Origin of the sequence: Pseudomonas syringae group sp. 243L2 (genome assembly GCF_032587875.1) — a bacterium.
Classification (GTDB): Bacteria; Pseudomonadota; Gammaproteobacteria; order Pseudomonadales; family Pseudomonadaceae; genus Aquipseudomonas; species Aquipseudomonas amygdali.
Window position 1 is genome coordinate 258,598 of the sequence record NZ_JAWHPL010000019.1, and the last position, 25,339, is coordinate 283,936.

18 protein-coding genes and 1 pseudogene are annotated in these 25,339 nt (G+C 59.0%); 11 read left to right on the forward strand and 8 right to left on the reverse strand.

Annotated elements, in window-relative coordinates:
• Positions 1-55: 55 nt before the first annotated feature.
• The gene (gene mscL / locus RYB66_RS11570; RefSeq protein WP_002555236.1) at positions 56-502 is read right to left on the reverse strand and encodes a large-conductance mechanosensitive channel protein MscL; all 447 of its coding nucleotides are present in this window, start codon (positions 500-502) and stop codon (positions 56-58) included.
• Positions 503-696: 194 nt separating this feature from the next.
• Here mscL and radA point away from each other — a divergent pair, with 194 nt between their 5' ends.
• Entirely contained in the window at positions 697-2,064 is a 1,368-nt protein-coding gene (gene radA / locus RYB66_RS11575; protein ID WP_002555235.1) for a DNA repair protein RadA, read from the forward strand.
• Positions 2,065-2,078: 14 nt separating this feature from the next.
• Here the strand turns inward: radA and RYB66_RS11580 are convergent, their stop codons facing one another.
• On the reverse strand, positions 2,079-2,453 hold the full coding sequence (locus RYB66_RS11580) for a PilZ domain-containing protein (protein ID WP_005745351.1): 375 nt from the start codon (positions 2,451-2,453) through the stop codon (positions 2,079-2,081).
• Between the two features lie 286 nt (positions 2,454-2,739).
• Between RYB66_RS11580 and RYB66_RS11585 the strand changes: the two genes are divergently transcribed.
• The 3 genes from RYB66_RS11585 (at position 2,740) to yjiA (ending at position 6,113) form a co-directional block, all read left to right on the forward strand.
• Entirely contained in the window at positions 2,740-4,815 is a 2,076-nt protein-coding gene (locus tag RYB66_RS11585; RefSeq protein ID WP_316894421.1) for a carbon starvation CstA family protein, read from the forward strand.
• Positions 4,816-4,842: 27 nt separating this feature from the next.
• Entirely contained in the window at positions 4,843-5,040 is a 198-nt protein-coding gene (locus tag RYB66_RS11590) for a YbdD/YjiX family protein (RefSeq protein ID WP_002555232.1), read from the forward strand.
• Between the two features lie 95 nt (positions 5,041-5,135).
• Positions 5,136-6,113 carry a GTPase gene (yjiA, locus tag RYB66_RS11595; RefSeq protein WP_044321032.1) on the forward strand — a complete coding sequence of 326 codons (978 nt, stop codon included), beginning with the start codon at positions 5,136-5,138 and terminating at the stop codon, positions 6,111-6,113.
• A gap of 106 nt (positions 6,114-6,219) precedes the next feature.
• Here yjiA and glyA read toward each other — a convergent pair whose 3' ends face one another.
• Positions 6,220-7,473 (reverse strand): serine hydroxymethyltransferase, encoded by a 1,254-nt coding sequence (gene glyA / locus RYB66_RS11600; protein ID WP_003340745.1) that lies wholly within the window; start codon positions 7,471-7,473, stop codon positions 6,220-6,222.
• Positions 7,474-7,814: 341 nt separating this feature from the next.
• Between glyA and RYB66_RS11605 the strand changes: the two genes are divergently transcribed.
• Positions 7,815-10,553 (forward strand): HopW family type III effector protein, encoded by a 2,739-nt coding sequence (locus RYB66_RS11605; RefSeq protein WP_316894423.1) that lies wholly within the window; start codon positions 7,815-7,817, stop codon positions 10,551-10,553.
• Between the two features lie 285 nt (positions 10,554-10,838).
• Here the strand turns inward: RYB66_RS11605 and RYB66_RS11610 are convergent.
• A pseudogene (locus RYB66_RS11610) lies at positions 10,839-13,817 on the reverse strand (EAL domain-containing protein); the annotation flags it as partial.
• Between the two features lie 1,241 nt (positions 13,818-15,058).
• Here RYB66_RS11610 and ettA point away from each other — a divergent pair.
• Complete coding sequence (gene ettA, locus RYB66_RS11615) at positions 15,059-16,723, forward strand: energy-dependent translational throttle protein EttA (protein ID WP_003368689.1); 1,665 nt, start codon at positions 15,059-15,061, stop codon at positions 16,721-16,723.
• Positions 16,724-16,789: 66 nt separating this feature from the next.
• On the opposite strand, the gene RYB66_RS11620 is transcribed toward ettA, so the two are convergent.
• From RYB66_RS11620 to RYB66_RS11635, 4 genes are all read right to left on the reverse strand, one after another.
• Positions 16,790-17,287, reverse strand: coding sequence for a GreA/GreB family elongation factor (locus RYB66_RS11620; RefSeq protein ID WP_004655509.1), 498 nt, complete (start codon positions 17,285-17,287; stop codon positions 16,790-16,792).
• Between the two features lie 70 nt (positions 17,288-17,357).
• Positions 17,358-17,711 (reverse strand): hypothetical protein, encoded by a 354-nt coding sequence (locus RYB66_RS11625; protein WP_002555223.1) that lies wholly within the window; start codon positions 17,709-17,711, stop codon positions 17,358-17,360.
• Between the two features lie 135 nt (positions 17,712-17,846).
• Complete coding sequence (locus tag RYB66_RS11630; RefSeq protein WP_005745344.1) at positions 17,847-19,700, reverse strand: DUF4105 domain-containing protein; 1,854 nt, start codon at positions 19,698-19,700, stop codon at positions 17,847-17,849.
• Positions 19,701-19,772: 72 nt separating this feature from the next.
• Positions 19,773-20,261, reverse strand: coding sequence for a DUF3015 domain-containing protein (locus RYB66_RS11635; RefSeq protein ID WP_003379721.1), 489 nt, complete (start codon positions 20,259-20,261; stop codon positions 19,773-19,775).
• 275 nt (positions 20,262-20,536) lie between these two features.
• On the opposite strand from RYB66_RS11635, the gene RYB66_RS11640 reads away from it, so the two are divergent.
• From RYB66_RS11640 to RYB66_RS11660, 5 genes are all read left to right on the forward strand, one after another.
• Positions 20,537-22,972 (forward strand): Lon protease family protein, encoded by a 2,436-nt coding sequence (locus RYB66_RS11640; RefSeq protein ID WP_316894425.1) that lies wholly within the window; start codon positions 20,537-20,539, stop codon positions 22,970-22,972.
• A gap of 185 nt (positions 22,973-23,157) precedes the next feature.
• Positions 23,158-23,487, forward strand: coding sequence for a hypothetical protein (locus RYB66_RS11645; RefSeq protein WP_011169498.1), 330 nt, complete (start codon positions 23,158-23,160; stop codon positions 23,485-23,487).
• 133 nt (positions 23,488-23,620) lie between these two features.
• Complete coding sequence (locus RYB66_RS11650; RefSeq protein ID WP_003313787.1) at positions 23,621-24,109, forward strand: TIGR00645 family protein; 489 nt, start codon at positions 23,621-23,623, stop codon at positions 24,107-24,109.
• A 108-nt stretch (positions 24,110-24,217) separates the two neighbouring features.
• Positions 24,218-24,526 carry a DUF6482 family protein gene (locus RYB66_RS11655; protein WP_005780828.1) on the forward strand — a complete coding sequence of 103 codons (309 nt, stop codon included), beginning with the start codon at positions 24,218-24,220 and terminating at the stop codon, positions 24,524-24,526.
• A 153-nt stretch (positions 24,527-24,679) separates the two neighbouring features.
• Positions 24,680-25,297, forward strand: coding sequence for an FKBP-type peptidyl-prolyl cis-trans isomerase (locus tag RYB66_RS11660; RefSeq protein WP_004655498.1), 618 nt, complete (start codon positions 24,680-24,682; stop codon positions 25,295-25,297).
• Positions 25,298-25,339: the final 42 nt, after the last annotated feature.

Genomic DNA, 25,339 nt, shown 5'->3' on the forward strand with positions numbered 1-25,339 from the left:
GCGGTTGAAAAGCACTGCGTGGGGACGATAGTCAGCAGGTCCAGGCCTTATTCGATCAAAGCGGACGCGTAGGGTCTACAGTGACTGGCGCGGCCGGTTTGTTCTGTTCCTTGAGCAGGTCGCGAATCTCGCTCAGCAGCACTTCCTGCTTGGAAGGCGTTGGTGGCAGGGTCGGTGCCTTGGCTTCTTCGCGCTTGAGGCGGTTGATGGCCTTGACGCCCATGAAGATCGCGAACGCGACGATAATGAAGTCGATAACCGTCTGGATGAACTTGCCATAAGCCAGCAGCACTGCCGGTGCCGTACCTTGCGCAGGGCGCAGGGTGATGGCCAGGTCACTGAAGTCTACGCCGCCGATCAGCAAGCCTAACGGTGGCATAATCACATCGCCGACGAACGACGAAACGATCTTGCCGAATGCCGCGCCAATGATGATACCGACGGCCATATCGACCACGTTACCTTTGACCGCGAAGGCCTTGAACTCGCTAAGTACGCTCATGGGTAATTCCTTGTTACAGATAAAAGTGATCCGGGAGAGTGTAGTCCAGCCTTACAGTTGTCGTCCGTTCTACGTTCAATCGACCGGAGCGGCTTGTGTAAGTTTTATCCGGTTTTGAAAGTCATGGTTCGCTGCGCAGGTAACTGCTGGCGCAACCTGCGTTATCATGGGCGTTTTTTACGACTGGGGTTGTCATGGCCAAGGCCAAACGCTTGTACGGCTGCACCGAGTGCGGCGCGACATTTCCCAAGTGGGCGGGCCAGTGCAGCGAATGCGGTGCCTGGAACACACTGGTCGAAACGATGATTGAGAGTGGCGCTGCTGCGCCGCCCACCGGGCGTACCGGCTGGACCGGTTCACAGGCGCAAATCAGAACCCTGGCAGAAGTCAGTGTCGAAGAGATTCCGCGCTTCTCCACCAACTCCACCGAGCTCGACCGAGTGCTGGGCGGCGGGCTGGTTGACGGCTCGGTGGTGCTGATTGGCGGCGACCCCGGCATCGGCAAGTCGACAATTCTGTTGCAGACACTGTGCAATATCGCCCAGCGCATGCCCGCGCTGTATGTCACCGGCGAGGAATCCCAGCAGCAGGTGGCCATGCGTGCCCGACGCCTGGGGCTGCCGCAGGACAAGCTGCGCGTCATGACTGAAACCTGTATCGAAACCATCATTGCGACTGCCAAGGTCGAGAAGCCCAAGGTCATGGTAATCGATTCGATCCAGACGATTTTCACCGAACAGTTGCAGTCAGCCCCGGGCGGCGTGTCGCAGGTTCGCGAAAGCGCGGCCTTGCTGGTGCGCTACGCCAAACAGAGCGGCACGGCGATCTTTCTGGTTGGTCACGTCACTAAAGAGGGCGCGCTTGCCGGCCCGCGTGTGCTTGAGCACATGGTCGACACCGTATTGTATTTCGAGGGCGAGTCGGATGGCCGTCTGCGTCTGCTGCGGGCGGTGAAGAATCGCTTCGGCGCGGTGAACGAACTGGGCGTGTTCGGCATGACCGACAAGGGCCTGAAAGAAGTCTCCAACCCGTCGGCGATTTTTCTCACCCGTGCTCAGGAAGAAGTGCCGGGCAGTGTGGTCATGGCCACCTGGGAAGGCACTCGGCCGATGCTGGTGGAGGTTCAGGCGCTGGTGGACGACAGCCACATGTCCAACCCGCGTCGTGTAACGCTGGGTCTGGACCAGAACCGTCTGGCCATGCTCCTGGCGGTCCTGCATCGACATGGCGGTATTCCGACTCACGATCAGGACGTGTTTCTCAACGTAGTGGGCGGTGTGAAAGTGCTGGAAACCGCATCCGACCTGGCCTTGATGGCTGCGGTGATGTCCAGCCTGCGCAATCGTCCGCTGCCGCATGACTTGCTGGTGTTTGGCGAAGTGGGGCTGTCGGGTGAGGTCAGGCCGGTGCCCAGCGGCCAGGAGCGCCTTAAGGAAGCCGCCAAGCATGGCTTCAAGCGGGCCATCGTACCTAAAGGCAATGCGCCGAAGGAAGCGCCACCCGGTTTGCAGATCATTGCCGTCACGCGTCTGGAGCAGGCACTGGATGCGTTGTTCGAATAACCTCGCCCCGAGGATTATCCCTGCAGTTCGATCAAGGCTGCCAGTTCCCGATCCAGTTCCTCGGGGTCTCCGAGGTTCAATTCGACCAGCCGCTTCAGGTGGCTGATTGACTCCAGCCCTATGTGCCGGCAAACGAATCCCAATTGGCGGCTGTTGTCATGGGTGATTTTGACATCCATTTTTACGTGGGCGTCGTTGCTTAGAATGATGTCGACTTCAAAGGGCTGCGTCTGATCACCGTTCCACGGATCAGGCCGCTCGATGAGCAACCCTTTCAGGGAAAGATCGACCAGTTGAACCTTCCAGGTCTGATCGCCTTGCTTCAAATCGGTTTTGGCGTCGAAGGCAATGCGCTTGAAACGACGGCGATCTGCAGGTGAGTCGGTCATCGAATGAACTCTCTTGTTGACCGCCACTGGGGGGGCAGCGGGCAGGTCGTTATCTGATCAATTCTGTTGTTCCTGCACGATAGACCTGAAAGCCATTACAGAACAGTTCCGCATCACTGTTTTGTGATCCGGCAACCATCTGTCGAGGCCATTCCAGCCCTCTATGCCGGGTATCTGCCGCAATTGATCAAATTTCGCTCTAGACCATGGTTGGGGGTGGTCTTTCGCTGATCCGGCGCTAAACTCGGACTGCTTGCCTTCTAGTCAACTCTGCTGGAATAAAAAAATGAAAAATAATAATAGTCTGATGCGCCATGTTCCCTGGCTCATCGTCGCAATTGTCGGGGCATGTGCCCTTGGGGTCGTGGCCTTGCGTCGCGGAGAAGCGATCAACGCTTTGTGGATAGTGGTCGCTGCGGTGGCTATCTATCTGGTTGCCTATCGTTACTACAGTCTGTTCATCGCCACCCATGTCATGCAGCTCGATCCGCTGCGCGCGACACCGGCGGTGGTCAACAACGATGGTCTGGACTACGTGCCGACCAACAAACACATCCTTTTCGGTCATCACTTTGCTGCCATCGCCGGTGCAGGCCCGCTGGTCGGCCCGGTACTGGCCGCGCAAATGGGTTATCTGCCCGGTACGCTCTGGCTGATCGCCGGTGTGGTGCTGGCCGGTGCGGTACAGGATTTCATGATCCTGTTTCTCTCCACGCGCCGTAACGGTCGCTCGCTGGGCGACATGGTTCGCGAGGAAATGGGCCGTATTCCCGGCACCATCGCCCTGTTCGGCTGTTTCCTGATCATGATCATCATCCTGGCGGTGCTGGCGCTGATCGTGGTCAAGGCCTTGGCCGAGAGCCCGTGGGGCATGTTCACGGTCATGGCGACGATCCCGATCGCGATGTTCATGGGCATCTATATGCGCTACATCCGCCCGGGTCGTATCGGTGAAATCTCCATTATCGGTGTCATTCTGCTACTCGGTTCGATCTGGGTCGGCGGCATGGTAGCGGCCGATCCGACCTGGGGGCCGATGTTCACCTTCACCGGCGTGCAGATCACCTGGATGTTGGTGGGCTATGGTTTTGTAGCAGCAATGCTGCCGGTCTGGCTGCTGCTTGCGCCACGTGACTACCTGTCGACCTTCCTGAAAATCGGCACCATTCTGGCACTGGCAATCGGCATCCTGATTCTGGCGCCCGAGCTGAAAATGCCGGCCCTGACCCAGTTCACCAACGGCACAGGCCCGGTCTGGAAGGGCGCACTGTTCCCGTTCCTGTTCATCACTATCGCTTGCGGTGCGGTATCGGGCTTCCACGCGCTGATCTCTTCGGGCACCACGCCCAAGCTGCTGGATAACGAAAAGAACGCTCGTTACATCGGTTACGGCGGCATGCTGATGGAGTCGTTCGTGGCCATCATGGCAATGGTTGCCGCCTCGGTGATCGAGCCAGGCGTGTACTTCGCCATGAACAGCCCGGCTGCGGTGGTTGGCAGTGACGTGGTGACTGTCGCGCAGACTGTCTCCAGCTGGGGCTTTGCCATCACGCCGGAGCAATTGACTGCTGTTGCGAAAGACATCGGTGAAAACACTGTGCTGGCGCGTGCCGGTGGTGCGCCGACGCTGGCGGTTGGTATCGCGCAGATCCTCCATCAGGTGCTGCCGGGTGAAAACACCATGGCGTTCTGGTACCACTTCGCGATTCTGTTCGAGGCGTTGTTCATTCTGACCGCAGTCGACGCCGGTACACGAGCCGGACGCTTTATGCTGCAGGATCTGCTGGGCAGTTTCGTTCCGGCTCTGAAACGTACCGAGTCGTGGACGGCCAACGCCATCGGCACCGGTGGTTGCGTGGCGCTGTGGGGCTATCTGCTGTACCAAGGCGTAATCGACCCGCTGGGCGGCATCAATACCCTGTGGCCGCTGTTCGGCATCTCCAACCAGATGCTCGCCGGTATTGCCCTGATGCTGGCCAGCGTCGTGCTGATCAAGATGAAGCGTCAGCGCTATGTGTGGGTGACCATGCTGCCTGCCACCTGGCTGCTGATCTGCACCGTGACGGCTGGTCTGATCAAGCTGTTCGACGCCAATCCTGCGGTGGGCTTTCTGGCCCTGGCCAAGAAATACAGCGCGGCGGCGGATGCCGGCCAGATCCTGGCCCCGGCCAAGACCATGGACCAGATGCAGCATGTGATCTTCAACGCTTACACCAATGCCGGGCTGACCGTGCTGTTCCTGTTCGTGGTGTTCAGCATCCTGTTCTACGCCATTAAAGTGGGCCGTGCGGCGTGGACCACCAAGGCGCGTACCGACAAGGAAGCTCCTTACCAGGCCATGCCGCCAGCGTCGCAGGTGTGATGATGGTTACCCACAGAGGATTTGCCCATGTTCAATGACCTGAGTCGCCTCGGGAAATACCTCGGTCAGGCCGCGCGTCTGATGGTGGGCATGCCTGACTACGACACGTACGTAGAGCACATGCAGAACACCCACCCGGACAAGCCGATGATGACCTACGAGCAGTTCTTCCGGGAGCGGCAAGAGGCACGTTACGGCGGCAAGGGCGGTCCTAAGTGCTGCTGATCCTCTGAACTGCGTTATTGTTTGATCCGACGCGCCGCAGGCCATCACCTGTGGCGCGTTTTCATTTCAGCTGAATGCATCACGCCAGGAGCCTTATGACTGAGTTGCAACCCATCCCCGTGACCGTGCTGACCGGTTTTCTGGGGGCAGGCAAAACCACTTTGCTGCGCCACCTGCTCAAGGCCGAGCACGGCCTGAAAATCGCCGTGATTGAAAACGAATTCAGCGATGCAGGTATCGACAGCCAGTTGCTCGGCACTGATCCCGTACAGATCATGACCCTGTCCAATGGCTGCGTGTGCTGCACCATCCACACCGACCTGACCAAGGCGCTCTACCTGTTGCTGGAGCGCCTGGACAGTGGCGAAATCGCTTTCGACCGACTGGTGATCGAATGCACCGGCCTGGCCGATCCTGCGCCGGTCGCCCAGACCTTTTTCATCGATGAAGAGCTGCGCGAGCGCTATATCCTCGACGGCATCATCACTCTGGTCGATGCTGCACACGCCGATACCCACCTGGCGCAAACCATCGCCCAGGCGCAAATCGGCTTTGCCGACCGATTGCTGGTGAGCAAGCGTGATCTGGTCGACGACGCAACCTTCGATGCCCTCAGCGCACGCCTGACCCGCATCAACCGCCGCGCCCCGATCCGCATCGTCGAACATGGCAACATCGACCTTGCCGAACTGCTCGACGTGCGCGGCTTCAACCTCAACGCCGATCTCGGCGGCGGCATGATCCTGCGCCCACTGGCCCCGGTCGGCAATTCAGGCGACCGCATCACCAGCCTCGTCCTGCGCAGCGAAAAACCGCTAAACCTGGACCGCCTCAGCGAGTTCATGAACGAACTGCTGGAAGACCATGGCAAGCAACTGCTGCGTTACAAGGGCGTGCTCAACATCGAAGACGAACCGCGCAAGATGGTGTTTCAGGGCGTGCTCAAGCTGTACGGCTTTGACTGGGACACCGAGTGGGCCGAAGGCGAAAAACGCGAGAGCGTGATCGTGTTCATTGCCGATGAATTGCCGGAGGAGAAGATCCGGGCGGGGTTCGAGAGGGTATGCGGCTGAGAGGTCAGGCAGCGGCTGAGCTTCTGCCCATAGAGTGATCTGCCCAACAAAAAGCCCCGGCTCTCACGAGCCGGGGCTTTTTGGTACTGCGTTTAAACCAGGCTTATCAAGCGCCGTAAACCGGCAGTTTCGCGCAGATGGCCTTGACCTTCTCGCGAACGGCGTCGATCACGGCTTCGTTGTTCAGGTCAGCCAGGATGTCGCAGATCCAGCCCGCGAGTTCCTTGCACTCAGCTTCCTTGAAGCCGCGAGTGGTCACTGCCGGGGTGCCGAAGCGCAGGCCGGAGGTGACGAACGGGGAGCGTGGGTCGTTCGGTACGGAGTTCTTGTTGACGGTGATGAAGGCGCGACCCAGGGCGGCGTCGGCGTCTTTACCGGAGATGTCCTGCTTGATCAGCGACAGCAGGAACAGGTGGTTTTCAGTACCACCGGAAACCACGTCGAAGCCGCGCTCGATGAACACACCGGCCATTGCCTTGGCGTTCTTGACCACTTGTTGCTGGTAGGTCTTGAACTCAGGCTGCAGCGCTTCCTTGAAGCACACGGCCTTGGCTGCGATGACGTGCTCCAGCGGACCGCCCTGGGAGCCAGGGAATACCGCGGAGTTCAGCTTCTTCTCGATTTCGGCGTTGGCGCGCGCCAGGATCAGGCCGCCACGTGGACCGCGCAGGGTCTTGTGTGTGGTGGTGGTCACGACGTCGGCGAATGGCACCGGGTTCGGGTAGACGCCTGCGGCGACCAGACCGGCTACGTGAGCCATGTCGACGAACAGGTAGGCACCGACCTTGTCAGCGATTGCACGGAAGCGCGGGAAGTCGAGGATCTGCGAGTAGGCAGAGAAACCGGCGACGATCATTTTTGGCTTGTGCTCGACAGCCAGGCGCTCGACTTCGTCGTAGTCGATCATGCCGTTGGCATCGATACCGTACTGAACGGCGTTGTACAGCTTGCCCGAGGACGAAACGCTGGCGCCGTGGGTCAGGTGACCACCGTGAGCCAGGCTCATGCCCAGAATGGTGTCGCCGCCTTGCAGCAGGGCCAGGTAGACCGCCGAGTTGGCTTGCGAACCCGCATGTGGCTGGACGTTGGCGTAATCAGCGCCGAACAGCTCCTTGGCGCGGTCGATGGCCAGTTGTTCGATAACGTCGACGTACTCGCAACCACCGTAGTAGCGCTTGCCTGGATAGCCTTCGGCGTACTTGTTGGTCAGGGCCGAGCCCTGAGCTTCCATGACGGCCGGACTGGTGTAGTTTTCCGAGGCAATCAGCTCGATGTGTTCTTCCTGACGCAGAGCTTCTTGCTCCATGGCGGCAAACAGATCGGCGTCGTACTTGGCGATAGTCAAATCACGGCTGAACATGGCAGTCCTCAAGGGGGCATGGCGGAAAAGGCGGGTATTCTACCCCATCGGGTTTTATCTGGCATATGAAAGGCAGTCATCTTGACCAGTGACGCCGTTCACGCGGGTTTCGACAAGGCCTGAAATCATGGACGTGCCGCAGGCGCAAGGCTCGTTCTGGGGGGGCTCGCCCACATGAGAGGGTCGAGATCGATTTAGTCATCGGCGGCGTGAACCGGGCACATCCACTCGAATTTTCAGCGATCACGCATCTATTTACCTTCAACTGCCGGAACCGTTCCGGGCCGGACGACACTCAGTCGGTCTGTTGCCCATATCCACCGACAGTAGGTAAAAACGCCATGATGCCCTCTCAGATCACGCGCTCCTCTCATTCCTCATTGCCGGAGGTTGCTCCTGCGTCCGGCGATGCAACCGGCGTTAGTGAGCCAACTCCGCAGCAGGCTCGTACCGTAGCGTTTTTTGCCTCCGGCGAGCTGGCCGTGGCATTTGGTCGCACCTCGGCTGCGCCAGCGCAGGACTCTGCGCGTCTGTTGTCTGCTCTTCAGCGTGAGCTGGATAAACAGCATCCGTCCTGGCACACCGTTGCTCAACTCTGTCAGAGCCTCGCCGAGGTTGGCACGACCGAGCAGGGCTGGCATCAACTGGCAAGCGAGGATCAGGTGCCGGCGCTGAGAGAACTGCTTGACCGTTGTACTCACCGGCTGGCCGATATGCCGGCTGCTCACGCATCTCACGACTCGCTGTCGCAGGCCTGTGAAGGGCTCAGGACGGCGCGGCTGCACCAATCCGTCGCTCGTTTGACTGCCCGACCGTCCGCCCTGGCCCGGGCGATTGCGGATCTGCTTACGTTGACTCATCTGGATCCCGAGACGCAGGGCGCAGAGCCCCCCGTTATTTCGTCTTACACGCTCTTCAGTCATTTCGTTCGCACGGCCAAGCAGCGTACGGCGGATTTGAATGACAGCCTCCAGCGTCAACCCGACGCGGTCGTCAGTCTGCTGCGCTCACATGTCGACACGCTCAATGATCTGGAGATGTTGCCGGGCGCATTGCAGGCATTGACCGAAAATTGCCAGGACGCGCCAGCCCGCAATGAATTGCGCGAGCTGGCGGAAGTAGCGGGGGCGCTGCTGCAGCTATTGCGCGAACACGATCTTTTGCCGAGGCTGGAGGAAATCTCTATCGAGCCAGGTGAAGCACCTGCACCTGGCCACGAGCCTGCGGAGCCCATGCTGACCACACGCCAGGCATTGCTCAAGGCCGGCGGCAATCTGGTGCGCAAGTTTGATGCCTACGGGGCGCTCGCGCCGATGGATGACAAGGCGTTGCTGGCTTTGATGCGCACCCCGGCACCACACCTGTCGCCCGATCAGATGCATGCCTTCCTGAACAAGCATGTTCTGCATCTCACGCAAGAACAACGCGATATCGTCAGCAATACCCCGCTGCCCTTCGCCCCTGAAGAAGACATCGAGGCCAGGTGCGGCATGGGTTTCGATGAAAAACTGCGGTTGGCGCTGGCCAACGGTTCGCTGGTGTTGAGCGAGGAGCAACTGGCCCGTCTTGGTGATTTGCCAAGTGCCGCTACCACGACGTCCGACGTTGTGCAGACGCTGCTTGAAAAGCCATCGTCTACGCTGAGCGAAGCCGAGCGTGACATGTTGGGCGCAATCGTTCAGGCCAATGCTCAGGGGCAACTCGACGCCTGGCGCGCTCACAACGAACAGTTGCCAGCAGTGTTGAGCCGCTCGGGGCTGCCCTCTGATGTGAAAGACGAGTTGCTCAGCCTCAACAAAAGCATGAATGCCGAACTGGGCACGCTCAAGAACGGCGCCTCGCTCAAGAGTCGCGTCCTTGCAAGCCCGGCGATGCTGCTCGCGCTGGCACCCTTGCCACTGGCCGTGGCGTTCGTCAGCAAGGACAACTCCTACAGCTCATCGCTGGTTGCCCACTTCACCAAGAACGCGGTGTTCATGGCTGGCCTGATGATGAACGAGCTGACCAATGCGCGGACCAATGTCGATCACGGCCTGAACCGTTACTTCGTCACCGTGCTGGCCAACGCCATCGTGGCGCAGCCCACCTTTGCCAGGAACGAACACCTGCTGGAGCAGGTCGGCTTCGGTATCGCAACGGCCGTGGCATCGGGCGCTGCCACGCTGGGCGTATTCAACCGTGAATCAATCGTCGCTGCCTTCAAGCTCGCCAAGAGCAAGCTTTCCAGGCAAGACACCGGGAACGCCCGCATCCCGGAGGAAGACCATCTGGCCGTGGTCAAGCATTTCGATGTCAGCGAGCATTTTGCCCAGCAGATGAAAGTGGCGACCGAATTGTACAAGCAAGACAAAAGCATCACCGACATCATGAACTCGAGCCTGACATACCTGGGCACCAAAAGCAGCGAGTTCCAGGCCAGGTTCGAAGTCGCCGATGCCCTGCGCGCAGGGCTGCAACTGGCCGAGGGGGAGCGCAAGGCGGACCCTGACTTCTACACCAAGCTGGGCCTGGTGGCCTTGACGGCGAGTATCGGTGCGGCGCTGGTGATGTTGATGAAAAGCATGGTCGGCAAAGCCGATTACGCGGCGGATGGCGTCTGGTGCGTATCGGAGATGCTCAAACTGGCCATGAACCCTGAAGTCGATATGCAAAAGGCGGTTCAGGTCTTCAAGGAAATCGTCGGTCTGAATCTGGTGATGACGGGGTTTCTGGGCGTCAACAAAGTCTGGAATTTTCTCGACAAGGGGATCAAAGGCTACGCCTCCGGTGCTGCGGTCCTTACCGCAGCCAACCTCACACTTCCCGGTATGGTTGGAGAAGTGGCTGGCGCAGCAGCCGGCAAGGGGTTGAGCTACCTGACTGACAAAGGCAAGGCGGCGCATCAGGCCGGCAGGGCGGCAGCGTCCTGGGCCGGAGATTACGTCAGCACCTCGCGTTTGGGGAGCGCGGTCGGCACCCTGCAAACGGCAATTCCGGGCAGGATTGCAGGCGGGCAGGTAGTGGCGGGTCTCTACGACCGCTTCCGGTACCTGACCTGGTCGCACCCGGCGCCTGCACCGCAAGCGGCTGGCGAGCCATAAGCCTGTAGCCGGTAGACCGCCGCCAGCAACGCAGGCGGTGGTCTTGCCTGGCTTACCACCATCACCGCCAATGATCCCTTCCACCTTGTTCAAGGCTTCGACGACCTGACAGGAAACACTGTCCAGGGACGTTGTATCGCTGATCATGCTACCCCCTTGTGTTCTTTGTTATGGGTAGAGCGCTCGCTGTCATTGACGCTGTGCGAGGCAGTGGCTCAAGTCTACTCATATTCAAGGGTTCGGCTATCGTTCAAATGGACGATGGCCGGGTCGCAAGGCTGGCCCTCAATCCAGCATGAACAGCGCATCATTGCTGAATTGCGCTTCGAACTGGCTTGCTGGCATCGGGCGGCCGAACAGATAGCCCTGGACTTCGTCGCAGTCGTGTTCGCGAAGAAACTCCAGTTGCTCGTGGGTTTCTACGCCTTCGGCGATGACCGAGAGGTTCAGGCTGTGGGCCATGGCGATGATGGCGCGAGCGATCTGGGCGTCCTGTTCGCCCGACGGAAGGCCGTCGACGAAGGTGCGGTCGATCTTCAGTACGTCGATCGGGAACTGTTTGAGGTAATTCAGCGACGAGTAGCCTGTGCCGAAGTCATCGACAGCGATACTCAGGCCAAGGTTTTTGAGGCCGTCGAGGATCTGCATGGCTTCGTTGACCTCGCGCATCAGGATGCTTTCGGTCAGTTCCAGCTCCAGGCAGGCAGGTGACAGGCCGGTCTGCTCCAGGATGTTGGCGATGCGCTTGCCGAGCTGGCCGTCCGAGAACTGTCGCGCCGAGATGTTGACCGACACTTTCGGAACGCGAACCCGCGCCTGATGCCACTGTTTGAGCTGACGGCACGCTTCAGTGAGCACCCAGTCGCCGACTTCCACCACCAGCCCGAGCTCTTCGAGCACCGGGATGAAGTCGTTGGGCGGCACCAGCCCGCGGCGTGGATGGCGCCAGCGCAACAAGGCTTCCGCACCCGTCAGGCGCTTGCCGTCGCCGCTGAACTGCGGCTGGTAATAAAGGGTGAACTCCTGCTGTTCCAGCGCATGCCGCAAGTCGCTTTCCAGCTCCAGACGCTCCAGAGCGGTCGCGTTCATGTCCGCCTGATAGAACTGGAAGTTGTTCTTGCCACGTTCTTTGGCGTGGTACATCGCCGTGTCGGCGTTCTTCATCAACTGGCTCAGTTCCTTGCCGTCCTGCGGACTGAGTGCAATGCCGATGCTGGCAGTGACAAAGAACTCGCGGCCTTCAAGCACAAACGGCGTTACCAGACTGGTCAGAATCCGCTCGGCCACGTGAATGGCGCGAGTCAGTGCGGCTTCGCGCGAGGTGTCCGGCTGCAGTAACAGGGTGAACTCATCCCCACCCATACGCGCCACGGTGTCATCGGAAGACACGCAGGCGAGTAGCCGCGTGGCCATTTCCTGAAGCATCCGGTCGCCAGCGGCATGGCCCAGAGAGTCATTGATCGGTTTGAAACGGTCCAGGTCGAGGAACATCAGCACCACCCAGGCCTGTTGGCGCTCGGCGTGTTGCAGCGCCGAATGCAGGCGGTCCTGAAACAGGGTGCGATTGGGCAGGTGAGTCAGGGCGTCGTAGTAGGCCAGGCGGTGGATACGGTCTTCACTGGCCTTGCGCTCGCTGATATCGCTGAAAAAGCACACATAACTCGCCAGATCGCCTTCATCGTCGAGCACTGCGGTAATGCCGACCCAGGCCGGGTAGTGTTCGCCGTTACGGCGCTTGAGCCTGATTTCACCTTCCCAGGTGCCTTGGCCGTTCAATTGTTTGAGGATGTAGCGCAGGTGGTTTTCCTGTTCCGATTCCACCGTGAGCATGCCCGGTAGCTGGTCGAGCACCTGGGCAACTTCATAGCCGCTGACGCGGGTGAACGCCTCGTTGGCCTGAACGATATAGCCGGCAGGGTCGGTAATGAGGATCGCCGATGTCGAGTGTTCAAATACGGTGGCGGCCATGCGCAGGTCTTTTTCTGCCCGACGCTGCTGGCTGATGTCCCGGCCGACCCCGAAGATGCCCTCGAAATTGCCGTTTTCGTCCCACACCAGAACCACCCGCAATTCCACCGGGATTTTGCGACCGTCTGCACGCAGGCAGTCGAACAGAAACATTCTGGTCGTCACCTCTTCGCGCAATCTGGCGAGTTCCTGAGGTTTGTGCAGCACCTTGCCGATGCGGCTGATGAGCGCATCGAAACCGATCACTTGTTGAGGGTTGGCAATGACGGCGGACCAGCCGTTCTGGAGAATCCATTCGGCGCTGTACCCCAGCGCGCGTTCCACCGAGGGGCTGACGTAATTGACTGCCAACTGGCCATCCGTGGAAAAGATCACATCGCTGATGCTTTCAGCGAGCATCCGGTAACGCTGTTCGCTGTCACGCAGCGACTGGCTGGACGCGACCTGCTCGGTAATGTCCTTGGCGATGCCGATGATGCGGGTGACCAGGTTTTCTGCGTCCCAGGCCAGCGCCTGTTCGCGCACATCGAAGCAGCGCCAGTTGTTCTCGCGATCCCGAAAGCGCAGCACGCATTGCAATAACTCGTTATGGCCGTGATGGCGCTGGCGCAGGCGCATGTCCTGATAGCTTCTGGCGTCGTCGGGGTGCAGCAGGATTTCCCAGAAGAACTCGCCCATGGCGCGCAGCTCGGATTTGCTGTAGCCCAGCGTGTAGCCGAAATGGTGGTTGCTGTAGATCACTCGCTGGCTGAGTACGTCCTGAACGTACAGGTGGTCCGGCACGGTTCGCACCACGTCGGACCAAAAGCTCTCGCGGTCCAGCAAGGACAGCTCGATCTGTTTGCGGCTGGTGATATCGCCGATGCTGAGAATAACGGCATCGAAGTCGCTACGTGACTCGGGCAGGCGCATGACCAGCCATAGATGCTGGTCCTGGCCGCTCGCGCGTGTCAGGCATATTTCCAGTTCCAGCCTGGGCAGCCCGGCGAGAACAGCCTGAATAACCTGAACGCCGATGCCGGGGCGCGAGCGCGATTCGCCCTCGATCAACGGCTGCCACGCCTGTTCACTGTGTTCTATTTCCAGCAGGCCCAGAGCAACTTCGTTGAGTTCGTTGATTCGCAACTGCTGCAACAGTCTTTTCAGCGAGGCAGGCTGGCTTTTGAGCAGAAGTTCGAAGTCTTCGTCCGTTCTGACTTGGAGTGCTTCCAGTTGCTCTTGCAGACCCGACATGTCCATGACGCAGATCGCAACGCCCGCACCCTCGAAGATATCGCGATAGCGGCGGCGGCTTTGCAGCATCTGGCGCTGGCGTTTGCGCAGGCTCATCAGCGCGATCAGTGGCAGGATCGACAGCAGCAGGCCGATCAGACACTTGCCGATCAGAGGCGCAAGCAGCTCGCTGCGGGCCTTGTAGGCATCGAACAGGCCTCGCAGTTGCCAGTCGCTGTTACTCAGTGGCTGAAGCAGAACGGTATCGGAAAGACCGCTGTCCGCCTCGTTGGAGGGTGCCGGTTCACGGAGGAGAACCCGTTGGGTCTTGCGTTGCTCCAGGCGCCAGATATGTTGAAAGTCCTGAGCTGGCTGGCTTGCCAGGTCCTTCAAGGCGTCGGGTGCCATGCGTAGCGCCCAGTAATCGCCGCTAACGCCACCGCCTTGGCGAATCAGTATATAAATCTGTTTAACGTCTTCGGTGCCGGTGTAGAAATAGGGGTGGCCTTGGGCCTTTTTCATGGCCTGTCGGAGAAACTCTCCGTCGCGGGATGCCTCGGCGCTGTCACCGACAATGTCACCCGTCGGGTTTAGCCGCGCGGCGCTGCGCAGCGCGGGCAGGGCAGTACGCAGGCTTGCCAGTGCCGTCGGCTGCTCCAGCCGGTCTCCGGAGGATTGCGCCTCGTCCAGCAGGTTCATGGCGATTTGCGCCTTGAGTGCCATGTTCAGACTCATCCTGTCGGAAAGCTGGATGCTGTACTCCAGGCTGCGCTGACGCTGGCGTTCCTGAGTCTGATGAAACTGCTCGATCAATTGCCAGAACAGCAGTGCAAGCACCACCAACACCAGCGCGGCCAATATACCTTTCACTGAGCCGCGCAAAGGCCTGGTCGCACTGTCTGTAGCGACACTGGATGACGGCAGAGGCGTTGAAGTGGGCAAATCGTTGTTCCTGACTGCTGGACTGAAGCAGCGATGCTTTATGTAAAATGAGCGGGTCGCCCAAAGAGGGCGGCTAGCATGCCTTTACTTGTGGCAGAGTGCCAGCCCCATTGGGCCGGATCGTTTGCCCTGCACGCTGCATTCGGGTAGCTTTGCGCAACGCGTGGTATCCACCGACTCCTGCATGAGTGACTCCACTTTTTGCAATATCGACCAGGCTTTATATGTGTCAGCACGGCCCCGATCTGTTTCTGCCTGGGTTCATTCAAGGCTCGGAACGGTCTCGCGGCAAGTCTTGCGGACAAATAAAAGCTTTTTTCCGGCCGGAGCTTTAAGCTCGCGTTCTAAATCGGTCCTCATCACAGACGCTAGGTTTTCATTTCATGGCTCAATACGTCTACACCATGCATCGGCTGAGCAAAGTTGTGCCGCCGAAGCGTGAAATCCTGAAAAACATCTCTCTGTCTTTCTTCCCCGGCGCCAAGATCGGCGTGTTGGGTCTCAACGGTTCGGGCAAGTCCACGCTGTTGAAAATCATGGCTGGCGTCGACACCGAGTTTGACGGCGAAGCACGTCCGATGCCCGAGCTTAATGTGGGTTATCTGCCGCAAGAGCCACAACTTGACCCGAACAAGACGGTCCGTGAAGTGGTTGAAGAGGCGGTCAGCGTCATCAAGGACGCCCAGGCGCGTCTTGATCAGGTTTACGCCGAATATGCCGAGCCGGACGCTGATTTCGATAAGCTGGCAGCCGAGCAGGCCAAGCTTGAAGCGATCCTGCAGGCCAGCGACGGTCATAACCTGGAACGCCAGCTGGAAGTAGCCGCCGACGCACTGCGTCTGCCCGCCTGGGATGCGAAGGTTTCGGTCCTGTCAGGTGGTGAAAAACGCCGTGTTGCGCTGTGCCGCCTGTTGCTCTCTGCACCGGACATGCTGCTGCTCGACGAACCGACCAACCACCTGGATGCCGACTCTGTCGCCTGGCTGGAGCATTTCCTGCACGACTTCCCGGGCACCGTGGTTGCGATCACGCACGACCGTTACTTCCTGGATAACGTAGCCGGCTGGATTCTGGAACTCGACCGCGGTGCGGGTATTCCTTACGAGGGTAATTATTCCGGCTGGCTTGAAGCCAAGTCCGACCGTCTGGCTCAGGAGTCCAAGCAACAGACCGCCCACGAAAAGGCCATGAAAGACGAGCTGGAATGGGTCCGCAAGGGCGCCAAGGCGCGTCAGTCCAAATCCAAGGCGCGTCTGCAACGCTTCGAAGAAATGCAGTCGCAGGAATTCCAGAAGCGCAGTGAGACCAACGAGATCTATATCCCGGCCGGTCCGCGTCTGGGCGACAAGGTCATCGAGTTCAAGAACGTTACCAAGGGCTACGGCGACCGTGTGTTGATCGACAATCTGTCGTTCTCCATGCCTAAAGGCGCCATCGTTGGCGTGATCGGTGGTAACGGTGCCGGTAAATCGACCCTGTTCCGTATGCTGATGGGTAAGGAACAGCCGGATTCGGGCAGCATCGAAGTCGGTGAAACCGTACAGCTGGCCTGCGTGGACCAGAGCCGCGATGACCTGGACGGCAGCAAATCGGTGTTTCAGGCGGTGTCCGACGGTTCCGATGTGATCCGTATCGGCAACTATGAAATCCCGTCGCGCACCTACGTTGGCCGCTTCAACTTCAAGGGTGGCGATCAGCAGAAGTTCGTCAAGGACCTGTCTGGTGGTGAGCGTGGCCGTCTGCATCTGGCGCTGACCCTGAAAGAGGGCGGCAACGTGCTGCTGCTCGACGAACCGTCAAACGACCTTGACGTTGAAACCCTTCGTTCGCTGGAGGAAGCGCTGCTGGACTTCCCGGGCGCCGCCATTGTGATCTCCCACGATCGGTGGTTCCTTGACCGTGTGGCGACGCATATCCTGGCGTACGAAGACGATTCGCAAGCGATCTTCTTCGAGGGTAACTACACCGAGTATGAAGCGGATCGCAAGAAACGTCTGGGCGAAGCCGCTGCCCAGCCGCATCGTGTGCGTCACAAGAAGCTGGCCTGATCAGCGTTTAGGCACGCGCCGTTCCTGATCGGGAACGGCGCTGCCGTTATTGTTCATCAGCACGCTTTAAGCATCCGGCTCGATCAGCAGTATTTCAATCGACTGATTTCCCGCCGGCCGCTCCCACACCACTTCATCGCCTTTCTGCGCACCGATCAATGCACGTCCCAGCGGCGAGCCCCAGTTGATCAGCCCTTTGGCGGCATCCGCCTGATCCTCCCCGACCAGATGCACGCGCTGGCGGTTGTCTTCTTCATCCGCGAACGTGACCCAACTGCCAATTTGTACTTTTTCGGTCGACACGGCCGTCGTCACAACCTGCGCACTTTGCAGGCGCTGGGTGTAGTAACGCAGGTCGCGTTCAAGGTCAGCCTGGCGCTGTTTATCGGCGGCGTCTCCCAACGCAGTTTGCGCACTGTGCTGCGCCTGCAGGCTGCTGACGTGCTTCTTGAGCAACTTCAGGCCCTCGGCGGTGACGTAATTGGTCTGTGCGCTGACCAGCCGCTCTACCGGTTGCTCGGCATCGGCGGCAGCGTTGTCTTCGTTTACAAATGCGCGGCTCATGAGGTGTCCTCCCTAATGAGCTTTGGGCCACAAGAGGGCATCATTGGTTTCGTCGATCTTCCCGCGTGCGTCAGTTTGGGCGATAGGCCTTGGCTGCACTGCGGGTCTTTTCCCGCTCCCAGGCACGGTCACGATCGTTGAAGACCTGGCCGGGGTCGAGTCGGTCGCGGTTATCCTGCGAGGCCTGACACTGGCGAAAACCGTCAGTCCAGCCTTGGGCGTAGAGCTTGTCCTTCAGATAGCGGGGTACGTTTTTTCTGAATTGACCGGTGCTGGCACCTGCTGCGTCCCTGCCACTGCTGCAACCATCCTGATAACCGTCTGCAAAACCCGGCGGATAACCCTCGGCCAACATCTGGTCACGGGTGGACTGACAACCTGCCAGCACGATGGCCAGCGACAACAACACCCAATACCGCTTCATGGTGGTTCCCTCTACTTATGAGAGGAGTCTAGAAGGTAATTTGTGAGTTATTTGTAAAAGCGATGTAGGGAATAGGTGATGGCAGCGTGCCTTTTTTTTGAGGCAGCGCCGCCCGCAGTTTTTGCACTTATCCTGTCAGTAGTGATACCACTTCACCTCAAGCATCACTTCGTTCTGCGGCGAGCTCATCTGGCTGAACTCGCGTTGGGCACTCAGGCGCAAACCGAGATTGCGCGACAGCTCCCACTGCTGATTGAGGCTGACGCTGCGGCGTACTTCGCCGTTGGTGAAGTAGTCGCCCTTGGCTTCCAGGCTCAGGTTGCCCAGCGGGTTGCGCCACAGTAAGCCAGTGTTGAAACCAGCAGCGGGAGAGATGAATTCGGCGAAGTCGTTGTTGTGCTCGACCCTTACAGTGCCCAGCGCAAAGCCCAGCACTTCGTCGCCCAATTGCCAGGTACCGCCGCCACCACCGTTGACATGGCTGACAAGGTTTTCATCGCCATGTTTGCCAAGTACCCGTTCCAGCCCGCCGGTAACTTGCCATGACCAGGGTTTCAGCAGCTCGGTACGCGGGGTCAGGGAGCGAATGGTGGCCAGGTCCAACTGCTGAACTTGCCAGTCGTTACCTTCGTATTGGCGCACCTTGAGCTGAAGAATCTCGATCTGCGCACCCAGCGGAAAGCCGTAAGCGTTGTCGTTCAGGTCGTGATAGGCCATGCGCAGGCCATATTCGGCGAACGCTTTGTCACCGCGTGTGCCCGCACCCAGTTGCCAGGTACGTGATTCGTGGCCTTCTTCCGGCAGGCCGGGGCGCGGGATGTCCAGCTGTGGCGGCGGGTTCTGATTGATCGCCTGCAGCAACTCGAAACTGCGTTGCGAGCGCTGCGTGTCGCGTTCAAGCCCGTTGGCGCGGTAGCGCTCCAGACGGTAGGCCGCGTCCTGAATCAACGCGCGTCGTTCTTTCGGCTGGGCGAGGTACTCGCTGTTTTGCAGTTGTTTCTGATCGGCGCTGACTTTCAGCACCCACTGTTGTTCGTCGGCATCAAGGGGCTCGGCGCGGCTCAGCAATTCCCGCTCGCGAGAAGGGCGATAGTCGATCTTTTCCACAAGCCCTGCGGCCTTGATCGCCTTGACCGTATCGGTCGGGATCGCAGTCAGGCCGAATTGCTCGGTGAGATTCAGCCCGGGTCGTGCGACCTGCAGCAATTCCAGCAGACGGTACGAGCAGTTTTCGTCGAAGAAGAAATAGCTGAAGCGAATCTGTTTCAATTCCCAGACATGTTCAACCATGCGCCCGGTTTCTTCCGGGGTAAGGTTCAGACGGTATTCCCACAGGTCACGGTTTTCCAGGCTGCGGTATTCCGAGAGCTTTTCCTGATAGGGCACCAGTGCGAACAAGCCCGGATAGCCGCCAGCCAAGCCTTTCCAGGCATACAGAATGCTGTTGTCCATGCCTTCGATGTAGGCACCGAAGTTGATCGCATAGCTGAGTAACGTGGTGTTGTTGGTTTTCGCGCTGGCCGGATCGATGCGCAGTAACGTGTGGCCGAACATCGACGAGGGGCTGTTGAGGTACGCGGCCGGAAAAATCAGCACGGTGCTGTCTGGTGCCACATCCTTGTACCAGGCCTTGAACTCTTTGCAGTCCGGCGTGGGCAGGTCAGTCAGTTGCAACTGGTCGCGCAGCCAGCGGGTGCGTGCCGGGTACACGCACTGGGCGTGGGTCTGTTCGTTGGTTACGGGGGCGTATATGGCGTCAAGTGTCGCGCTCAATTCCGCCTTCGGGTCGTGTGCACCGTCCGCAGCGAGAAAGAATTTCGGGTCTGTCACATAGCTGCGCCAACCGCCGAGCTTGCCTGCCTCGTAGTGACCCAGTGAAATCCAGAACGGCTCATTGGCCAATTGCTGCAAACGGTCAGCGGTAGCATGAGGTGCCGCAGACAAGGGGGCACAGACAAACAGCGCCAGCGAGACAAGACGTTTGAGCATAGAGGGCAACTAGTCAAGAGAAGTCAGGAAAGGTGATCCCGCCTTTTGCGATGAAAAGGCGGGCGAACGACTTTAAGCCTGGGTAGCGTACTTGGCCAGAGTCGGATCGTTTTTCAGAACGTTGACGGTGTTGGTGTGAACGTCTTCAGCGGTGGCGTCGGCCTTGCTGAAAATTTGCGAGAAGTGCTCGTGAGTGACCGCAGCGAAGTGCTCACGATCTTCTGGTGCAACGCCCAATACCACAGCGTAGGTAGTCAGTGCTTCGCCCTGACCCATCGCCATGTCCTTGGAAAGTTCATCCATCATGCCGTTCATGGCAAGCCAGGATTTACCGCCGTAAGTCAGTGCGCTGTTGGTCGAGCAGCCGTTGGTACCGGAGGTCATGCCGAAGGTGGCGTTACCCGAGGTGCCGTTGGTGGTTGAGGCCAGGAAGTGAGCTGGAGTGCCGCGTTGACCTTCAAACAGCATGTTGCCCCAGCCGCAGTCCGGACCGCCTGGCGCTTGAGCCATAGCGTTGATGGATACAGCGGCGAAGAGCGTTCCAAGAAGAATCCGTTTCATAGCTTTTTCTCTTTTTAGTTCAGCCAAGGGTCGAGTTTCTTGAGTAGTCACATCAAGACAGACGGCCAACCAGCAACCACCTGTGCAGTTTGGAGCTTAGGCGGGTTCCAAGGGTTCCGTGAGCTATTACAGATTATTGCCGAAAATAGAAATTTTCCGGGCAGCGGGCTATGGCTTTAAGGCTGTAAGTGCCTTTCGGTTTTTCCTGCCTTGCAAGTCTTGTACGGCGAGCGCCAGAATGCCGACATCTGCCCCGCCTGATGTAAGGATTACTGATGCCCGATTCTGTCGCAGCCAACCTACGCCTGGCGCCACATGCGCTGACCCGTCCGTTTTCCGCTGAGCAGTTCAGCTTTGCGACCACTAACGAGCTTGAACCCTTTCGCGGTGTGCTAGGCCAGGAGCGTGCCGTAGAGGCCTTGCAGTTCGGCGTTGCCATGCCGCGCCCTGGTTACAACGTATTTGTCATGGGTGAACCCGGCACTGGCCGCTTTTCGTTCGTCAAACGCTACCTCAAGGCCGAAGGCAAGCGGATGAAGACGCCTTCGGACTGGGTTTACGTCAATAATTTCGATGAGCCCCGCGAGCCCAAGGCGCTGGAACTGCCACCGGGCACTGCGCATGAATTCACGGCCGACATCGGTGGCCTGATCGATAACCTGTTGGTGACCTTTCCGGCGGTATTCGAGCACCCGTCCTATCAGCAGAAGAAAAGCTCGATCGACCGTGCGTTCAATCAGCGCTACGACCGCGCACTGGATGTGATCGAGCGCCTGTCGCTGGAAAAGGACATCGCGCTGTATCGCGACAGCTCCAACATCGCCTTCACGCCGATGGCCGATGGCAAGGCGCTGGACGAGGCCGAGTTTTCGCAGTTGCCCGAGGCTGATCGCGAGCGTTTTCACGAAGATATCTCCGCCCTTGAGGAGCGCCTCAACGAAGAGCTGGCCAGCCTGCCGCAGTGGAAGCGTGAGTCGAACAACCAGCTTCGTCAGTTGAACGAAGAAACCATCACGCTGACCTTGCAGCCTTTGTTGGCGCCGCTCTCGGAAAAGTACGCCGAGAACGCTGCGGTCTGTGCGTACCTGCAAGCGATGCAGGTGTACCTGCTCAAGACCTTGGTCGAGCAACTGGTCGACGATGCCAAGACCGACGCTCAGGCACGCAAGTTACTGGAAGAGCAGTACAGCCCGAGCCTGGTGGTCGGCAATACCCGTGACGGCGGCGCACCGATGGTTTTCGAGCAGCATCCTACGTATGACAACCTGTTCGGGCGTATCGAATACAGCACTGATCAGGGCGCGCTGTACACCACGTATCGCCAGTTGCGGCCCGGTGCGCTGCATCGCGCCAATGGAGGCTTTCTGATTCTGGAAGCCGAAAAAATGCTCGGCGAGCCGTTCGTCTGGGACGCGCTGAAGCGCACCCTGCAGTCGCGCAAGCTGAAGATGGAATCACCGCTGGGCGAGCTGGGGCGCGTGGCAACCGTGAGCCTGACGCCGCAGGTTATTCCGTGGAACGTCAAGATCATCATCATTGGTTCGCGCTCGCTGTATTACACCCTGCAAGACCTCGATCCTGACTTTCAGGAGATGTTTCGGGTACTGGTCGATTTCGACGAAGAAATTCCGATGGTCGATGAAACGCTCGAGCAATTCGCTCAGTTGCTGAAAACCCGAACGTCAGAAGAGGGCATGGCACCTTTGACCGCCGATGCGGTGGCGCGACTGGCAACCTACAGCGCTCGACTGGCTGAACACCAGGGGCGTTTGTCGGCGCGTATCGGCGATCTGTTCCAGTTGGTCAGCGAGGCAGACTTCATCCGCCAGCTGGCCAGTGACGACAAGACCGACGCCGGGCATATCGAGCGTGCGCTGAAGGCCAAGGCCACGCGCACCGGGCGGGTTTCCGCGCGGATTCTCGATGACATGATGGCGGGTGTGATCCTCATCGACACTGACGGTGCCGCGGTCGGCAAATGCAATGGCCTGACGGTTCTGGAGGTCGGTGATTCGGCGTTTGGCGTGCCGGCGCGTATTTCCGCCACGGTCTATCCGGGTGGCAGCGGGATTGTCGACATCGAGCGCGAGGTCAATCTTGGCCAGCCGATTCACTCCAAGGGCGTGATGATCCTTACCGGCTACCTGGGTAGTCGTTACGCTCAGGAATTCCCGCTGGCGATATCCGCGAGTATCGCGCTTGAGCAATCCTACGGTTACGTGGACGGCGACAGTGCGTCGCTGGGCGAGGCCTGTACGCTGATTTCAGCGTTGTCGCGCACACCGCTCAAGCAGTGCTTCGCAATCACCGGTTCCATCAACCAGTTCGGCGAAGTGCAGGCGGTGGGCGGGGTCAACGAAAAAATCGAAGGCTTCTTCCGTCTTTGTGAGGCTCGCGGGCTGACGGGCGAGCAGGGCGCTATCATTCCGCACGCCAACGTCACCACGCTGATGCTGGATGAGCGTGTGGTTCAGGCCGTGCGTGACGGGCAATTCCATATCTATGCGGTACGTCAGGCCGATGAGGCCTTGAGCCTGCTGGTCGGCGAGCCTGCCGGTGCGCCTGACGAGAATGGCGAGTTTCCGGAAGGCAGCGTGAATGCACGTGTGGTCGAGCGCTTGCGCGACATCGCGGAAATGCTCAGCGACGAAGACCTCAAGGAAGAGCTGGAGAAGGAGCCAGCCCAGTTACAACCTGAACTGAAGGTCTGACAACGGCGCTAGCCGGGCGGTGCTGAAACCGTCCGGTATTGCGTTCACCAGCGATCCGTTCATCAGGGATATTTTCTGCGGGACGGTTTTCTTCTAATCTTGATCATGACCGCAGTGGCCAATCGGATTGGCGCACATCCTGCTTTGCCAGACGGATGAATACTGTTGCTGATCAGGAGCGCATCATGCAGCGTAGCCTTTGCCTTACCCGAGAATGCATGGGGCTGATGACCCGCATCGAATGTGTCATTCGGCCTCTTCCCCACGATGGTGGACAATGGATGGTGCTCTTCGCAGCCGGCATGGCTGAAGAACAGCCCTCCGCGATCAAATCCCAAGGACCGTTCAACGGCCTGCCAGCGGCGCAGGCGGTATTGACGAGCATTATCGAGAGCCTGTCGCTGCATGGTTATCAATGCGCCGATGATGTACCGATATGGACCTTGCATATTCAAGCTGAACTGCGACGTATCAACAGTGGCATGGTGGTGTGTGAGCGCTCATCGCTTTTCTAGCCAGTCTGCGCTATGCATGCCGGTCTCCTGACAGTGCGTATATGCGCGCTGTGCGATATTTTGTCGCATCTCCAGAGCAGCGCGTTACCGCTGATATACTCGCCCGCTCCTTCAAAACACCTTGCGAGTATCAATGGAACGTTTTTTTGAAAATGCCATGTACGCATCGCGCTGGCTGCTGGCGCCGATCTATTTCGGTCTTTCCCTTGGGCTGCTGGCGTTGTGTCTGAAATTCTTCCAGGAAATCTTTCACGTCATCCCCAATATCTTCTCGCTGGCCGAAGCTGATCTGATTCTGGTGCTGCTGTCGCTGATCGACATGGCGCTGGTGGGTGGTTTGCTGGTGATGGTGATGATTTCCGGCTACGAGAACTTCGTATCGCAGCTGGACATCGATGAGGACAAGGAAAAGCTCAACTGGCTGGGCACCATGGATTCGTCTTCGCTGAAGATGAAAGTGGCGGCCTCCATTGTGGCAATTTCCTCCATCCACCTGCTGCGGGTGTTCATGGATGCCACCAACATCAAGCCTGAATACCTGATGTGGTACGTGATTATCCACATGACCTTCGTGATATCCGCGTTTGCGATGGGCTATCTGGACAAGGTCACCAAGCACTAAGGCGACACGCGATGAAAGGGGCGGGCGTTATCGTTTCTGGTATGTCGGCGCTGTGTGTTGTAAAACGTCCGTTCCGATGCATCAGGCATTTGCGCAGGAGGTTCGATCATGAATTATCAGGAATTTATCGAACACGCCCAGGCCGGGCGGGTCGATGAGCTGAACCTGATCTCCATCGAAGGCGGCATCTATCTGCTGGATGTGCGCATGAATGGCACTTCGGTGATGCTCAAGGACCCGGCAGGCAAGACCCTGCATCTTCGCTCGGTGGAGCATGCGCGGGATTTGCTCAAGGACATACCGGTGGTGCCTTTTTACCTGGTCCATTGTGTGGTGCATGACGAGCTGTGCGGCATGCCGGTCAATGACCGTTCCGAGATGCGCATGCCGATCTCTTTTCATTCCTCCTGGTCCTGATCGCCAGCAGCGTATTGCTGCTGCGGTAGGGGCTGTAGCGGCAATTGTGCTAGGCTGCTCGCCCTTTTGGTTCGGGGCGCATCAGAGTATAGCGTGATTGCCGTTCAGGTATTGCGTGATTGCCGACTGCGTGCCCCTCTGCGGAGCAGTGTCATGTCCGAAGTCAATCTGTCCACCGATGAAACCCGCGTCAGCTACGGCATTGGCCGTCAGTTGGGCGACCAGTTGCGCGACAACCCGCCACCGGGTGTCGACCTGGAAGCCATCGTGGCAGGCCTGCGTGATGCATTTGGCGGTCAGCCAAGCCGTGTGGGTCAGGAAGAAATGTCCGCCAGCTTCAAGGTCATCCGTGAAATCATGCAGGCCGAAGCGGCCGCCAAGGCTGAACAGGCTGCGGGTGCCGGCAAGGCTTACCTGGCTGAAAATGCCAAACGCGAAGGTGTGACCACGCTGGCCTCGGGTCTGCAATTCGAAGTGCTGACCGCTGGCGCTGGCGCCAAGCCAACCCGTGAAGATCAGGTGCGCGTGCACTATCACGGTACGCTGATCGACGGTAACGTCTTTGACAGCTCCTACGATCGTGGCGAGCCTGCGGAATTTCCGGTCAGCGGCGTGATTGCTGGCTGGACCGAGGCGCTGCAACTGATGAACGCTGGCAGCAAATGGCGTCTGCACGTACCGAGCGAGCTGGCTTACGGCGCTCAGGGCGTGGGCAGCATCGCACCGCACAGCGTGCTGGTGTTCGACGTGGAACTGCTCGACGTTCTGTAATCGACCCGGTCGATCCAGAGGGTCGCTGAACGAATCGCGCTG

Excerpts from the sequence above, each read along its gene's own strand:
- mscL (WP_002555236.1), bottom strand. The coding sequence starts at position 502 with ATGAGCGTACTTAGCGAGTTCAAGGCCTTCGCGGTCAAAGGTAACGTG.
- radA (WP_002555235.1), top strand. The coding sequence starts at position 697 with ATGGCCAAGGCCAAACGCTTGTACGGCTGCACCGAGTGCGGCGCGACA.
- RYB66_RS11580 (WP_005745351.1), bottom strand. The coding sequence starts at position 2,453 with ATGACCGACTCACCTGCAGATCGCCGTCGTTTCAAGCGCATTGCCTTC.
- RYB66_RS11585 (WP_316894421.1), top strand. The coding sequence starts at position 2,740 with ATGAAAAATAATAATAGTCTGATGCGCCATGTTCCCTGGCTCATCGTC.
- RYB66_RS11590 (WP_002555232.1), top strand. The coding sequence starts at position 4,843 with ATGTTCAATGACCTGAGTCGCCTCGGGAAATACCTCGGTCAGGCCGCG.
- yjiA (WP_044321032.1), top strand. The coding sequence starts at position 5,136 with ATGACTGAGTTGCAACCCATCCCCGTGACCGTGCTGACCGGTTTTCTG.
- glyA (WP_003340745.1), bottom strand. The coding sequence starts at position 7,473 with ATGTTCAGCCGTGATTTGACTATCGCCAAGTACGACGCCGATCTGTTT.
- RYB66_RS11605 (WP_316894423.1), top strand. The coding sequence starts at position 7,815 with ATGATGCCCTCTCAGATCACGCGCTCCTCTCATTCCTCATTGCCGGAG.
- ettA (WP_003368689.1), top strand. The coding sequence starts at position 15,059 with ATGGCTCAATACGTCTACACCATGCATCGGCTGAGCAAAGTTGTGCCG.
- RYB66_RS11620 (WP_004655509.1), bottom strand. The coding sequence starts at position 17,287 with ATGAGCCGCGCATTTGTAAACGAAGACAACGCTGCCGCCGATGCCGAG.
- RYB66_RS11625 (WP_002555223.1), bottom strand. The coding sequence starts at position 17,711 with ATGAAGCGGTATTGGGTGTTGTTGTCGCTGGCCATCGTGCTGGCAGGT.
- RYB66_RS11630 (WP_005745344.1), bottom strand. The coding sequence starts at position 19,700 with ATGCTCAAACGTCTTGTCTCGCTGGCGCTGTTTGTCTGTGCCCCCTTG.
- RYB66_RS11635 (WP_003379721.1), bottom strand. The coding sequence starts at position 20,261 with ATGAAACGGATTCTTCTTGGAACGCTCTTCGCCGCTGTATCCATCAAC.
- RYB66_RS11640 (WP_316894425.1), top strand. The coding sequence starts at position 20,537 with ATGCCCGATTCTGTCGCAGCCAACCTACGCCTGGCGCCACATGCGCTG.
- RYB66_RS11645 (WP_011169498.1), top strand. The coding sequence starts at position 23,158 with ATGCAGCGTAGCCTTTGCCTTACCCGAGAATGCATGGGGCTGATGACC.
- RYB66_RS11650 (WP_003313787.1), top strand. The coding sequence starts at position 23,621 with ATGGAACGTTTTTTTGAAAATGCCATGTACGCATCGCGCTGGCTGCTG.
- RYB66_RS11655 (WP_005780828.1), top strand. The coding sequence starts at position 24,218 with ATGAATTATCAGGAATTTATCGAACACGCCCAGGCCGGGCGGGTCGAT.
- RYB66_RS11660 (WP_004655498.1), top strand. The coding sequence starts at position 24,680 with ATGTCCGAAGTCAATCTGTCCACCGATGAAACCCGCGTCAGCTACGGC.